The organism is Rhizobium sp. Root1203 (genome assembly GCF_001424945.1).
Classification (GTDB): Bacteria; Pseudomonadota; Alphaproteobacteria; order Rhizobiales; family Rhizobiaceae; genus Rhizobium.
Map to the genome: position 1 here is coordinate 48,858 of NZ_LMCW01000028.1, position 14,299 is coordinate 63,156.

The 14,299-nt window shown below is 55.5% G+C and carries 14 protein-coding genes; 1 reads left to right on the top strand and 13 read right to left on the bottom strand.

The window, feature by feature from the left end:
• Window positions 1-15: 15 nt before the first annotated feature.
• The 10 genes from ASC97_RS23280 to ASC97_RS23325 all read right to left on the bottom strand — a co-directional run bounded on the left by ASC97_RS23280 (window position 16) and on the right by ASC97_RS23325 (window position 11,482).
• Window positions 16-504 carry a hypothetical protein gene (locus ASC97_RS23280; protein WP_057470715.1) on the bottom strand — a complete coding sequence of 163 codons (489 nt, stop codon included), beginning with the start codon at window positions 502-504 and terminating at the stop codon, window positions 16-18.
• On the bottom strand, window positions 501-1,127 hold the full coding sequence (locus tag ASC97_RS23285) for a hypothetical protein (RefSeq protein WP_057470716.1): 627 nt from the start codon (window positions 1,125-1,127) through the stop codon (window positions 501-503). Before ASC97_RS23285 ends, ASC97_RS23280 begins: the two co-directional genes overlap by 4 nt.
• A gap of 328 nt (window positions 1,128-1,455) precedes the next feature.
• Window positions 1,456-3,501, bottom strand: a complete 2,046-nt coding sequence (locus ASC97_RS23290; RefSeq protein ID WP_057470717.1) for a B12-binding domain-containing radical SAM protein — start codon at window positions 3,499-3,501, stop codon at window positions 1,456-1,458.
• Window positions 3,502-3,536: 35 nt separating this feature from the next.
• Entirely contained in the window at window positions 3,537-3,758 is a 222-nt protein-coding gene (locus ASC97_RS23295; RefSeq protein ID WP_156390440.1) for a hypothetical protein, read from the bottom strand.
• 211 nt (window positions 3,759-3,969) lie between these two features.
• Complete coding sequence (locus ASC97_RS23300) at window positions 3,970-5,229, bottom strand: SagB family peptide dehydrogenase (protein ID WP_082530120.1); 1,260 nt, start codon at window positions 5,227-5,229, stop codon at window positions 3,970-3,972.
• Window positions 5,230-5,238: 9 nt separating this feature from the next.
• On the bottom strand, window positions 5,239-5,463 hold the full coding sequence (locus ASC97_RS23305) for a hypothetical protein (protein ID WP_057470720.1): 225 nt from the start codon (window positions 5,461-5,463) through the stop codon (window positions 5,239-5,241).
• Entirely contained in the window at window positions 5,460-6,944 is a 1,485-nt protein-coding gene (locus tag ASC97_RS33370; RefSeq protein ID WP_156390441.1) for a S8 family peptidase, read from the bottom strand. The genes ASC97_RS23305 and ASC97_RS33370 overlap by 4 nt, the downstream gene beginning before the upstream one ends.
• Before the next feature lie 393 nt (window positions 6,945-7,337).
• Window positions 7,338-8,543, bottom strand: coding sequence for an adenylate/guanylate cyclase domain-containing protein (locus ASC97_RS23315; protein ID WP_244481556.1), 1,206 nt, complete (start codon window positions 8,541-8,543; stop codon window positions 7,338-7,340).
• 35 nt (window positions 8,544-8,578) lie between these two features.
• Complete coding sequence (locus ASC97_RS23320) at window positions 8,579-10,198, bottom strand: MDR family MFS transporter (protein WP_057470723.1); 1,620 nt, start codon at window positions 10,196-10,198, stop codon at window positions 8,579-8,581.
• Between the two features lie 108 nt (window positions 10,199-10,306).
• The gene (locus ASC97_RS23325) at window positions 10,307-11,482 is read right to left on the bottom strand and encodes an HlyD family secretion protein (protein WP_057470724.1); all 1,176 of its coding nucleotides are present in this window, start codon (window positions 11,480-11,482) and stop codon (window positions 10,307-10,309) included.
• Between the two features lie 137 nt (window positions 11,483-11,619).
• On the opposite strand from ASC97_RS23325, the gene ASC97_RS23330 reads away from it, so the two are divergent.
• On the top strand, window positions 11,620-12,522 hold the full coding sequence (locus tag ASC97_RS23330) for a LysR family transcriptional regulator (RefSeq protein WP_057470725.1): 903 nt from the start codon (window positions 11,620-11,622) through the stop codon (window positions 12,520-12,522).
• A 62-nt stretch (window positions 12,523-12,584) separates the two neighbouring features.
• Here ASC97_RS23330 and ASC97_RS23335 read toward each other — a convergent pair whose 3' ends face one another.
• The 3 genes from ASC97_RS23335 to ASC97_RS23345 form a co-directional block, all read right to left on the bottom strand.
• On the bottom strand, window positions 12,585-13,058 hold the full coding sequence (locus tag ASC97_RS23335) for a DUF992 domain-containing protein (protein WP_057470726.1): 474 nt from the start codon (window positions 13,056-13,058) through the stop codon (window positions 12,585-12,587).
• 135 nt (window positions 13,059-13,193) lie between these two features.
• Window positions 13,194-13,571 carry a response regulator transcription factor gene (locus ASC97_RS23340; RefSeq protein ID WP_057470727.1) on the bottom strand — a complete coding sequence of 126 codons (378 nt, stop codon included), beginning with the start codon at window positions 13,569-13,571 and terminating at the stop codon, window positions 13,194-13,196.
• Between the two features lie 71 nt (window positions 13,572-13,642).
• Entirely contained in the window at window positions 13,643-14,296 is a 654-nt protein-coding gene (locus tag ASC97_RS23345) for a response regulator transcription factor (protein ID WP_057470728.1), read from the bottom strand.
• Between the last annotated feature and the right edge of the window lie 3 nt (window positions 14,297-14,299).

Here is a 14,299-nt window from a genome sequence, read left to right on the forward strand (position 1 = left end):
CAGCTCCCAACTGTTTCAGTGGACGTCAGGAGCAGATGAATTTTTTATGGACGCCCCTCCGGTAGCGCTTCCCGTTTCGATTCTTACGCCAAATAACATCTCAAATATCGTTCCAACCAAGCCTCCGAAAGCGGTCTCAACTACTCCCAATATGAGTTTGAACTGTTGCGGCTCTGAAAACGAGAAAAAGGTGTAACCGATGGATACTAACAACAAAGCAATGCAGAAGACCATGATAACCGACGACATTGTCGCAACAGCAAGGACATTGTAGGTTTCCGCTTCGTTATTTAAGTCAGCGGATGCATGCTGCGTCGAGAACCTCAAAAAGGCGACTACGTACGCTAGGGTCACCGGGATCGCTATGAGTACTATTCCAATACGGTCCTCAATCTTAGGAGATCGATCGGAGAGAAATAGTATTGTTATGACTACCGTATGTGTTCCCAACAGAAGTGCGCCGGCAAAATACCGGAAGTAGTCCGCCCTGTAACGATCGGTCATCGCGCGCCCACTTTCTCGTTTACTAAAGTATGAAACCGGGACCATATCGATGCCTTGATTCCTTCCTGGAAAGTCTCGACCTGACCCGACAGATCGCGGTCCATCAATATGTATTTGTCATCGTCTGACCCGTCCAAATATGGTGTCGACTTTATAAGGCTCTCGAAGTCGTACACCAAAATAATTGGCCGAAGCGATCCGTCGAAACCGCAGAGAACGAATACCTTATGTTGCTCAGTGCTTCCCTTCCTCCCCACCGCAAGTGCAGTGCTTAGCCCTGAAATAACAATCTGAAAACTCTTCTGGGCTTCGTTATCTACCAGGAGTTTAGCCCGTATACTCTTCTTCCCATTTGACATCGAACCGCTACATTCACCGTCGACTGCAAACTCCGCCTTCACGGCATCGCAAATTACTCGGATCGGATCGCCCTGAAGGACCTCAGCATAAGCCCTCGCGCGCTCGTTCAACTCTGAATGTTCACTCGGCCCAGCAACGGCAACTTTAACCACGCTGCACGCGAGAACGGAAATTGCACAAGCGAAAAACAGCCTTAAGGAGAATTTCGGACCGTTGAATTCTCTCCAAGCCGCCCGCTCGTCCAATGCAGATGGTATGTCCATAACACATCCCGATATGGTTCAAACAAGCTTTCCATGAATGATCTGACGTTTCACTTCAGTTATCGTCGGCTTAACGTACTCATTTGTCTTGTCTTTATCTGGTCTCGCCACCAACAAATGCGGTGCAAGAATTATCACGAGAGTCAGTAACGCGATCTGAATCATCCTGCTCGATAGGTGTACCATCCTACTCCTCCATAAAATCGGAAATCCAATAATACTTGGCTAGGCGCATGCTAAACCATACATAAGTTCCGCAGTCGCCCGTTTGCATTAGTAAACTTGATCGTTTTACGACAAACCGTTGCCTAATCTTTTACCGAAGACATCAAACAAAGAGTTCCTCGATCCAACCAATGGCCTCGTCATTGCCCCCACAATCAACGCGTAAATAGATATTTCCACTTGGTGCAACCGATACAGAGGTGGGCTTTCTATCAACCATCCGCTGAGGAGCGACGAATTCAGCGAACGTCGAATCAAAGGCGCACGGGATTGCATGAGACCGCTGCTGGGCAAGTTCGTCAGCGGTTGCAAATTCCATTACCGCGGGGAACGCTACGGTACGAAATTGTCGCTCAACGAGTGGACGATATGCCGCCTTCAGCTTAGAACGCAAATCACTTGGCGTGGCTTGCGCGAAGTAGAGCAAGGAGTGTGCGGTGTCTATCCCCCCGAGGAACGGGCGCGGAAAGATACTACCACCAACGCCGGAAAACTCTTGTCTAACGAAGCCGTTGCGATTCCCAGACTGGGGCTTGGCCTCTTCGTCCACCCATTCGAAGCTTCGGGAAAATGCCCCCGGTGCGGGCCGTAAGGCCGCGATTCCAAACCTGGACGGCTCGCGCGCGACAATCGCACCAGGCGTAAGTACGAAATCCCCAATGCCTGCAAAAGTCCAAGATTGTTGTGTCGCGACCAAAAAACGAAACGTTTCTCGGGCTTCGTCTATTGTCTCAGTCGGGAACCCAACAAATCCCATCAATTGACAATGGATCCCAACAGCGGTTAGGGATTCCAACAGCGGTCGCACGGCGTCGATTCGAACCCCCTTGTCGATGAGATCTAAAACCCTTTGAACGGCCGACTCAAGCCCAAACGAAAGAGCCACACACCCGCCACTTTTTAGTAAAAGCGCGTCGACGATGGAAGTAGTTCTGCGCTCCAGCCGAACCTCGGCGCTCCAGTTTAGTTCTATATTTGCATCTGCAATTTGCTGCGCAATCTTGCGCAATATAGACGGTGCAATAGCGTCAACGGCCAAATAGACGTGACGTGTGAGCCCACTAAGATAATCGAGGTCGGATGCGATTAACTCTTGGCGACGTTGCCGAGAAGGCGATGTAGGTGAATTGAAGTTCAGGCCGTAATCGCAAAATGTGCATTTATTCCAGTAACAACCTCTCGTCGGGGAGTACAACAGCACTGGTTCCGGAGACCAATATCTATCAAGTGAATAGATGTCATACGCCGGGTCTCCAATTGCGTTTATATCCTCGATAGACGCATCGGTCACACGGTTTCCGTCGCTTTCGCTTGCAATATTTGGGTGGAGGGACTTGAAGTCGGACCGACCATCCCTCACTGCTGACAAGATTTTCACGAAGGCTGTTTCGCCTTCGCCTACCACTAAGATGACGCCACGCGGAAATAGGCGCCATAGCAGGTTTAGTGAATCGGCACTTTTGTATAGCTCAGTAATTTCCGTGCCACCAAGAATTATCCTTGCACCCGGAAACCGAATTTCCAGCTGCTTAGCAATCCCTATCGTAGCCAAAAGTTGAGATTGGTAATTGCATGAGATACCAAATACTTTCGGGGGGTTGTCCAAATGTGATTGAATAAATTTTTCAACAACGCCACCGATCGATGACATGACAGCATGAAGCAATACGTCACTCTGTAGATCTTCAAAAAAATTATAAGTGGTATACGGCGCAGCGTGTAAAGTCCCAAACCCAATGAGGGATGGAAGATTACCGGCTCCAATACATCTCATATATCTCAGTATAAGTGAAGCGGCAGCTTTATACCGTTGAATATCGTAGAATTCCGACGGGGACTTCATTATGAGCTCCGCAAGGTGCAAAGCCTCCCACGAGATTCCCTCCGCTGACAGTGCCGCCCTGTATCTTGCTTGATCAAGTTTATGGGGCGCCCGCATCTGCCCCACGCGATCCAACACGTCAGCGCATTCTGACTTGACGCCAGCATAAAATTCCTGCTCAAAAAAATGATTATACACTTCGACGTTAAGGTCTGCGAATACGACATCACTGATGCCGTTATTCCTGGCGCAACCAATTAGATACGCTGCAAAGTGAGGTGGGCAGGTTGGGTCAACGAACGGCGGATTTACAATAACAGCGATCATCCTCGCCCCCCACCTTCAAATTGCTCCCTCTGAAGCTATAGATTGTTGTTTACGTCCAATATCAGCATTTTATTCAGAGCTTTATTTGCGTCCTGAAGATTCTTAAGAGTGGTTTTGATTTGGGCAGGCGTAAGTCGCCGCAATTGAGCCTTCTCGGTATCGCTTAAAGACGCACCGTGCTTCGCGATCGCAGCTTCCACGTCTCCGTTCGAAGCCTCTTCCAAAACCTGAATTAACATCTCCGCGTCAACGGACATAGCTTCCTCCATAGTACTTTTGCGAGGGAAAGGTCGACGTATGTGAACACTTGAAGTGATATTAAGCCTGGACGTCAGCAACGTGGGGCTTATAGATTTAACAAAAGCACATATTAGCTCTGAATGCAACTTCTGTTTGGATCTCGTCGTCTACTCGCGCCTATTTATCTTGGGTTACTCTCTGAACCAATCAATGCAGCACGAAAAAACACTACACGCGCGGTGTAAAAGTCATCTCCAAATTGCGACGGAGTTCTGGGTGAACGTTCCCGCACGCGATTGCAGCCATAGAGCCTTGAGACACGCCATCTAGGCCCAATGCCACGTTTGCGTTGGCATCGGATATTGCAGCCGTGAAGGTCATCCCAATGCCCATATCAGTTGTCAAAAGATATAGCGTTTGACTGATATGGCCAATATCCGCCCATGACGCCGCGTACGCTTTCGCATGATCCGAATACTTCCAGAATAGCCTGTCGAACCGAGTAGCTAATATGAGGCAGATAGCGGCGCTTCGAAAATAGTACTGTCCAGACGCGATTTCCTGGGCATCTTTCACGGCCTCTTCACAGGTAAGACCACGAAGCAGATCCAAACTGTGCTCTGCAACGTTATAGTGATAATATCCTGGCGAGATGCCTTCCACGTTCATGACCAAAACATAGCATTCAGTTGGATGAAGGCAGCCGCCCGAAGGGCTAGACTTTCTCACAACAGTTAGCGTAGGCATCGGTTTTCTGGTCGCGAGCCAGCCAAATGCATTCTCCAGGAGTTCTGAAAGATGCTTTCGCTTTAGGGATTCGTCCGTGAACCACCGCCTACTACGCCGTTTGCGCAGCAAGTTCGTTAAATGCCCCTGCGTAGTTTCGGATTTAAGCTGCACGCGCGATAAAGCGTCCTCTCGACGGTAAAGTGCGGGGGGAGCGGGGCACAGCGCGGGAAGTATGCTCCTTGGGTCTTTTTCGTTCGGTAAAAATTCGTCAAACGCATCTAGGCGACCATAGTCCCCAAGCGATTGGCTCATGTCCTGCCACATGTTGGCGACATGACACATGTAGGAACTGCTTTTCCATCCAGTATTCGTTATCAGCTCTTCCTTGGATCTAAGAAAGACACTCCATTCGCTAACATCGTCGAAATAGGCAAATCCTTTCTCCACAAGTTGGGAGATCGTCTTTTCCCCTATTCCAGAACGCAGCAGCCCGTAGACGGAGATCCATTCAATTGAACTCAATTCCGCAAACGCCATCAACTTCTCAGTATCAAAATTAATAAGTACGTTTGTTAAACCGGAGAACCCGACAACTTTGTTCCCCAGAGATTTGACCCGTACGTCTGATGGAACGAACTCACTCCAATCGGAGGAAATAAAGTGGAATTGAGCGTATTGTGTACGTTTGATCCGCGTGGCCTGACCTAGTCTGGAAGTCGCCTCAGACCGTTTGCCCCCTTTGGGTTTGCCTTGCTTCATTTTCCAAACCTATGCAACTGGGTCATTAGGCGAGGAAATGGCGTCCTCACGTGCTACAAGCCAATCCGACCCCACTTCCTTAGTAACCGCTTCAACTTGTTCGTCTGGCATCTCCACAAGCATCGCCCTTTTGCTTTCCCCATCGATCAACTGAACCCCCGGAAGCGCTTGGATGCGAAGCCGCTCGGCTTCTTCAGGCTGACCGGTTCGGTGAAACAAGACAAATCTACTCATGCTATGTTTCCACTGTACGGTTCAGGCATCCCAAAACCCTCGTATTCGGCTCCGAAGCCTTGCTTGATTGCTCCTAACTGTAGGAGCTTTAGGATAGCGTCGGATCGCGCGCGGTCCCGAGGTGAACTAAATATGGCTTCGTTTTGAGAAAGCGCACACGCCGCCCATCCGGTAACGACGGGTGCCGCCATTGAAGTACCGGTCTCGGCGCCAAATCGGTCACCTGGGAGTGTCGATACAATCCCAACTCCCGGAGCCGTAAAGGCTATCTGCGTTCCAATATTCGACGCTGCGGCAATAAACTCCTGTGGCAATGTAGCTTTGGGGGGAAACAACACTTGCAACGACTCGCAGGCACTCGATGGGAATGTCCCCAAGCGGCCCATCGCAGAAACAGCCACGGCATCTGGATACGCAGCGGGGTACCGAACAGGCGCCCTGCTGTCGTTTCCAGCCGCAAGAACCACAAGCATCCCGTTTTCCCGGGCATCGCGTATCGCTTCCTTCACGACATCGTCTTCGGCCCCCCCGCCAACACTTAGATTTACCACATCACATCTAGTTTCTGCAGCAAACACTAATGCCTTCAAAATAGAGTAATTACTTGCACTGTCTTGGCCGAGGCCGAAGATGCGATATGGCACAATCTGTACTGCCGGGGCCATTCCGGAAATTGAGTCCGGTGATGTTCGACGAGCACCTACAATGCCTGCAACGTGAGTTCCATGAAAATGCCAGTCGTCGAACGCACCTGGATCTTCACCCGTAACGGTGTTGCGTCCACTTATTAGGTTTAGCGACGTGTGTGGACCGCAACCAGTATCTAGAACCCCCACGCGCACACCAAGTTTCTCGTTGAAACTTGAGTTTCCGTAGTAAAAATGAAGCGCATCACTGTACGGCAACGTTATGGGATCAAGTTGTATAGTGAAGGCCTCAGAAAAGCTGACGTTGGTCAGAGAACGGCTCCAATAAGTTCCCTCAGGCAATAAGAGGAGCTGCTCTATTCTCAGCTGTTTGACAAAAAGGCGAACAGTGCCGTCAGCACTGGTAACTCCTTTTGCCCCGGCTTTTTGGCTAACATCCCAGTATGCCACGACCGTTACACCTTTAAGCGGTCGGTCTGACGTACTATCCCTGACGGTAAATACCACCTCGCGCCGATCCATTGGAAGGGCATCTCCCTCCAGCAATGCAGGCTGAGAGTTTAGTCGTTCGAGACGTGGGAGAAATGCCTCCTTCACTGCGACGATAGGAGACCGCGAACTGTTTAGCGCTGCCACATCACTATCGGCAATGGTGGCTAGGCGGGGACCTGAGGGTGACACATTATCGATAATGTGCACGTTCACCCCGAGGCCCCCAATATCGTGGAAAGCTCCGCCTCCACCGTTCACGACGGGGAGCGTTGCGAGAAGATTGACTGCTTCAAATGACCTAGTGTTGGTCGGTCTTTCCATTAAAATGTAACGGTCGGCCACGGAAAGAATATCCCTTGTGGTTTTCTAATAGACCTACAAGTAAAAGTACTCTTAATCCGCAAGAGCGCAAGGTGCTTTGGGAGATTCGAAAGCCGCTGCCCTTTTGAACCCCTGTGTCAAGTTCCGTAGCCGCTTTTCAGAAGTTGGTCCACACCTCGTTGGATATGAGGTCTCGCTGGAGCGGTCTGAGGGATCTGCTCTAACAATAACATCATTTGCAACCGCGAGGTTGATTGCGAGAACGACCGCCGCCCAGGAATTGCGTCACGAAGACCTGTGACATTTTTCGTGACAACCTCCATGACAGTAGCTCGTACAAGGCATTGTTTTTTTTAACTTTTACCTCCTGGTCGAATCCTGTCGGGTGCGCCATTTATTTTGTTGTCCGATCGCTCAGCCAGCTTGCCTTTGCGGCGTCGGGACCGTGAAGAGTTCGATTGCGTCTTCGAACCCTTTCAGGTGGTGGAATTTCGCGGAGACGACATTCTCGGCCCCTGCTCGGCGTCGGAATGCGTCCGACATCAGCACGGATTTCCCGAGCGTGCCGCAGGCCGTCTGGATGCGGCTGAGAAGGTTGACGTCGGAGCCGATCACGGTGAAGTCGAGGCGGCTTCCGGAACCGACATTGCCGTAACTGACCCTCCCGTAGTGAAGAGCCACGGCGGCCTCGACGCGGACGCCCTCGAGTTCGAAGCGCGACAGGGTGTCGAGGATCGTGTCCGTGGCCGCGAGCGCCTGCTCGCTTGCCATTTCGGCGTCCGAGCTCGGAAAGAATGCGAGCACGGCGTCACCCATGAACTTCAAAACCTCTCCGCCCTGGCCGGTGATCGCCGGAACGACGATGTCGAAGTAGGCGTTCAGCAGTTCGAGGACTTTTTCCTCGGGCAGCCTGTTTGAAAGCTCGGTGAAGCCACGGAGATCGCATAGCAGGAGCGCGGCCTCCATGGTCTCGATCTCGCCCTGCCTGATCCTTCCCGCGAGAATGCGCTGGGTGGTCATCGGCCCGATGTAGACGTCGAGCAGCGAGAGTTCGGCCTGCCGCATCACGCGCAGTTCGCAGGTGTTTCGAAGTGCGGGAAGAATTCGCTCGAGAACGCGGATTTCCGACGCCGTGAACCCTCCGGGTCGCCTGGTGCCGAACCCCGCAGCGCTGACGGGGCCATCGGCATTGCAGAGCGGCGCGATGACGAGCTGCACCAGGCCGCGATCCCTGAAAACGTCGATATGCTTCCATGGCCATTTCTCGTCATTGGCGTCGACGATCATCGGTTCGCGGCTGTCCATCACCTTGCGCAGGGGGCTGGTGGCGAAAGCGAGCTTCATCCCGTGTTCGCGGTCATGGATCTCGATCGGTTCGGCTGGCGCCCATGCAAGCGTCCGTCCGAGGATCTCAGGATGAAGGGTCATCAGGTGCAGGGTCAGCCTGTCGACCGGAAGACCTATCTGGCGAAGTCTGCGCCCAAGGCCGGCGATCAGTCCGGCTTCGTCGATTGCGTGGCATTCGTCTCCCGACAACCATTCGAGGACCGAGAGGATCGAGCCGGTGTCTGCGTTCCGGTTTCTTTCCGTGCGCTGGCGACGGGACATTGGCCGCTGCATGATCGTGTTCATCCTCGTGCCTTTCGATTGCGGGATCAGTGAGCGCCGCCGCCAGAGAGCTTGCCGGGCTTTTTCAGGAGCAGCGTGGCGAGCAGCGCGATGACGAGTGCCACGCCGAGCAGGAAGAACGTATCGCTGAAGGCCATGATGTTGGCCTGCTTCCTGAGGTTCAGCGCAATCGCAACCATGGCCTTGTGTGTTGCCGCCGCCTGGTCGCTGATGCCGTGGTTCATGAAGTAGGCGGTCAGCTTGGCGACGCGAACGCGGGTGGCCTCCTCGAACACGCTGACGGAATTCGTCAGAATGTTCGAATGGAACTGCTCCCGCTTCGACAGGAAGGTCTGCAGCGAGGCAATGCCCACGGCACCGCCGAGATTGCGCATCATGTTGAAGAGTGCCGACGCCGAACCTGCATTCTCCTCCTCGATGCCTGCGGTTGCGATGGCCGAGAGCGGCGTGAAGACCAGGGCCTGGCCGATGGCACGCACGACGTTCGGCCAGAAGAGCTGGTCGCTCGCATAATCCGAAGTCATGTAGACGTTCATGAAGTTGGAGGCGGCGAAAAGGGCGAAGCCGACGATGATCAGGAGGCGGACGTCGAAGCGTTTCATCAGACGGGGCACGAGCGGGATCAGCAGGAGCTGCGGAATGCCCGTCCAGGCGAGCACCACGCCGATCTGTTCGGAGTTGTAGCCCTGAATGCGGGACAGGTAGATCGGCAGGACGAACGCCGAGCCATAGAGCGCGATGCCGAGGAGGAAGTTGGCAAGGATGCCAAAGCCGAAATTGCGCCGGAGCAGCAGCCGCAGGTTCAACAGCGGATGGGCGGTCTTGAGTTCGATGATCAGGAAGAGCACCAGGGACACCGCCGCGATGACCGACAGGCGAACGATGAAATCCGAACCGAACCAGTCTTCCTTGTTGCCTTCTTCAAGGACGGTCTGGAGCGCGGCGAGACCGATGGACATGGTCACGATACCGGGCCAATCGCCCTTCGCCAGCAGGCCGAGATTCATCGGAGCGCGGTCGAGCGACGCCCACAGCATCGCAATCATCAGCGAACCAGGTACGAGGTTGACGTAGAAGATGAACTCCCAGCCGTAGTTCTCAGTCAGATAGCCGCCGATGGTGGGGCCGATCGCGGGCGCGAAGGTCGCCGACAGCGCAAACAGTGCAAGACCGATCGGCTGCTTGGGTTTGGGAAGCAGCGTGATGATGATGGTGAAGGCCATCGGGATCAGCACGCCGCCGGAAAAGCCCTGGATGGCGCGCAGCACGATCATCTGCTGCAGGTTCACGGCAAAGGCACAGGCGATCGAGAAGATCAGGAACAGGACGGCGTTGACCAGCAGATAGTTCCTGACCGAGAAGACGCGGGCCAGCCATCCGCTGAGAGGAATGACGACGATCTCGGCGATCAGATAGGAGGTCGAGATCCAGCCGCCGTCGTCCTTCCCGGCGCCGATCGCGCCCTGGATGTCGGCGAGCGAGGCGTTGACGATCTGGATGTTCAGCACGGCCATGAATGCGCCGAGCGTTGAACCGACAACGGCGGTCCACATGCGAAGCGAACTCATCTCGGATTTCGCGCGCTGCGCCAAAGCTTCGGGCCGAGGCTGTGGATTGCTGTTTGCTGCGATCTGAAGGGTAGCCATGACTTGTCTCCTTCCGGCTTGCGCGGAATGTCTCATGACGCGGGATTGTCGATAATCGGGGAAGAAGCGGAAGGATTATCCGGTCTCGCCGGATAATCGCCCATCGCCTTACCTGCCTTCCGATAGCTGTGCAGCCTTGGTGTCGATTGCTGGTTCGACGGACATGCCCGAGCGAAGACGGCCGGCAAGGCTCTCGTCGTCGATGACGATCTTCACCGGGATACGCTGGACGATCTTCGTGAAGTTGCCGGTCGCGTTGTCAGGAGGCAGCAGCGAGAACTCCAGGCCGCTGGCAGGCGATACGCTGTCGACGTGGCCATTCACCTCGAGATCGGGGAAGCTGTCGACCTTGATCTCGACCTTCTGGCCCTGACGTACGTAGGTGAGCTGCGTTTCCTTGAAATTGGCGACGATGTAGACCGCGTGAAGCGGCACGACCGCCATCAATTGGGTGCCCGATGTCACGAACTGACCGACACGGATCGAGCGGGCCCCGACGGTTCCATCCACGGCTGCCAGGATATTCGTGTAGGACAGGTTGAGCTCTGCCTGGCCGGCGGCTGCCGCGGCGCGGTCTCTTTGCGCCACGGCCTGGTTGCGCTGCGTCTTCAGGACCGGAACCTTGTTCTGAGCCGCCACCAGTGCCGCCAGGTCGCGCTCGACCGCTGCGGCCGCCTGATCCATGAGAGACTGGCTCTGTTCGGCACGGGACTGGGTACCGGCACCGCTTGTGATGAGGCGCGCGTTTCTTGCGGCATCGGACTTCGCGAACACCAGCGAGGCATTCGAGGCATCGATAGAAGCCTTTGCCTGACCGATCACCGATTGCTGCAGCTCGATCTGTGCGTCGATGTTGGTGATGGCGGCTTCCGCAGCCTTCACATCGGCCTTTGCCTGTGACAGCGCCGCCTGAAAATCGCGATCGTCGATGCGGGCAATGACCTGCCCGGCCTTGACCGTGTCGTTGTCGTTGACAAGGACTTCCTTGATATATCCGGCGACCTTTGGAGCGACGGTCGTGTAATCGGCCTTCACATAGGCGTCGTCAGTGGATTCGATGAAGCGGCCTACGGTCCAGTAATGATGGCCGAAGTCGACGCCGTATGCGGCACCGGCAAGCAAGGCGACGATCAGCACACCTTTCTTGACGATGCTCTTGCGCGGCTTGGGAGCAGCTTCCGGCGCCGAGGCCGCCTGCACTTCGGGGGTGGAGGGAATGTCCCTGATCGTCGTGTCGGCTTCGGCGGAGGTCTCGAAGACTTCCTTTCGGGGCAGCTCAACCATTTCGATTCTCCTGTTGACTGGCGCGATCAAGCGCCGTTTCGTCCGTTGGGTTGAAAAATGCCCTTCCCTTTGCTGTTTGATAATCCGCTGATATCGGTAAGGATCATACGCTCAGAGCGGATAATGAGGATACGACGATGGATCGTCTGACCAGTCTTGCGGTGTTCGGAAAAGTCGTCGAATGCGGCGGGTTCAGTGCCGCGGCGCGACGTCTCAACATGTCGGTGACGATGGTGGCGACCCACGTACAGTCACTGGAGGAAAGGCTCGGCGTTCGGCTGCTGAACCGAACGACGCGAAAGGTCAGCCTCACCGAGACGGGGAAATTCTACTACGACCGATCGGCGCAGGTTCTTGCCGACCTTGAGGACGCCGACCGGGCGGCAGCGGCCCTGACGACGACTCCGCGCGGTGTCCTGAAATTCAATTCAACAGCCGCGATCGTCAGGTTTCTGCTGCCCGTCATGGACGAGTACATGCAGCTCTATCCATCGGTTTCGCTTGACCTGAGCATCAGCGAGCGCATGGTCGACATGATCGAAGACGGGTACGATCTTTCCATACGAACGGTCCCGCTCTCGGATTCCAGCCTGATCGTCCGCAAGCTGACGCCGTGGCGGCACATCCTCGTCTGCTCTCCGTCCTATCTCGAGGCGCATAGCGCGCCGTCCACTCTCGCGGACCTGGCGGGCCACGACTGCACGCGCTACACCTACTATCCCTTTGGAGACGAATGGACCTTCGAGAGCGAGGCGGGCGAGCGGAGCCGGGTCAAAGTCGGTGGTTCCGTCCTCACCAACAGCGCCGAGACGCTTCGCCACCTTGTCATCAACGGGCGCGCGGTCACTCTCGCACCCAGCTTTCTGGTCGCGGATGACCTTGCCGAAGGACGGCTCGTACAGCTGCTTCCGGAATACCGGGGCGTCGAATTCGCGATCAACGCGGTCTATCCGAACAGAAGCCATCTGCCGACGAAGGTGCGTCTGTTCATCGACCTGCTCGCCGAACGCTTCGCCGAGCACCGCAAGTGGATGACGTAGTCGTTTCAGGCAGCCACCGGATTCGTGCCGCGGGAGCGACGGCGCCTGCCTGAATTCGGCAGTTACTCAACCAATTGCAGCTTCAGCGCCGCAACGCCCAGCGCGACATTGACACCGACTTCTTCTTCCAGCGAAACGGGCTGAAGCGAAACGCTGTCCTGGCTCCCGCCGACCAAGACCTTCGCGCCGCCGCCGAGACCAAGGCTGGCGTCCGCCTCGACACCACGATAGGTGCCTTGCAGTCCGGCCAGCGGCTTGCCGCTGACGCTGGAAACGAGCCAGACCATCCGCCCCTTCTTGACGTCGCCTATGGCGAGGCCGAACTCATCGATGGAACCCTTGTAGACCTGCGGCGAACCGGCGATGGAGGGCGAAGGTGTGAACGTGCATGATACGGCCTGTTTCGATTCTATGATCATCCCAACGCCTGCGGATATGTCGCAGTCCAGCTTTCCGACCTCGAGCTGCGCCGCGCCTGCCGCGACTGGAGCGAGAAACACCGAGCATGCCAGGGAAGCAATTATGTGTCTGAGCATTGTCGTTCCTTTCGGGTTGGGGTCGTAGATAGTCTGCCCATGAGTGTTCTGTAATCGGCGCCGAAAATGCGCCGCGTATTTGCAGGCCTCGTTCGAGGGGAATGGCCGTGAATGTCCGAAGCTCTCCGGCGCGCATCAGGGTCCCGCGCCGAGTGCCTTGTTCACGGCTGCAATCAACACGGATCCCGCGAAGGGCTTTCGCAGATAGGCGATGCACCCTGCCCGCTCTGCCTCGGTTTTCAGGCGATTGTTTTCGAGCCCCGTAATAAAAATTATCGGCAGTTCCACGCCGGCGTCTTTCAGCCTTCGCTGCAATTCGATGCCCGAGATGCCATCGAGATCGATGTCCAGAATGAGACCGTCGATCGTTGCATCCGGATCTCGTGCAAGGAAAGCCTCCGCTGATGCATACTCGATGGCGGCAAACCCGTACGCATTGAGCAGTCGCCCGACGCTTCGACGTAGGCTTGCATCATCGTCGATGACAGCGATCGTGCGGCGCAGATCCCCCACCTCAAGCCCCTCTCGTGACTATACGCGGTTCCCTGTCACACTAGGCTGATCGGGCCCTGTTTGATATTGTCCTAAGGGGAGGGTCGCCCCGATCGACTTCCGGACGTCAGCGCGTCCCGGTTGGTGAAATCGATGCCGGCCGCTATGGACACCGCCTCCGCCACTGATCGTACGCCGAGCTTCTCCATAACACGATGGCGGTGCACCTTCACGGTTCGCTCCGATATGCCAAGCACGTGAGCGATCTGCTTGTTGAGCTTGCCTCGGACGATCAGCCTGAAGACTTCGGCTTCGCGCGCACTCAAGCTCGCCACCAATGTCCGCTGCTCCTGAAGACGCTTGTGCTCGAGGCGCTGCCTTTCATATTGTGCCAAGGCTTGCTCGATCGCCGGTATCAGCACCGCCACCGAGCTGGGTTTTTCCAGAAAATCCGTTGCCCCCGCCTTCATGGCATCTACGCCGGCCCTTATGTCTCCTTCGCCGGTGAGGAACACGATCGGCAACAGCGGCGCCAATTCGCACAGCTCGCGTTGGATTTGCAGGCCGGATAGACCGGGCATCTGCAGGTCAAGGAGAACGCAGCCGGGCTCGCAGTATGGGAGGCGGGCGAGAAACTGATCCCCGGATTCATAGGCTTCGACCCTCAGGCCGTACGCCGAGAGCAGCCTTGCTGTTGCTGTTCGGCAGGATTTGTCGTCGTCGACGATGTGGATCACCGGCTGCATTTG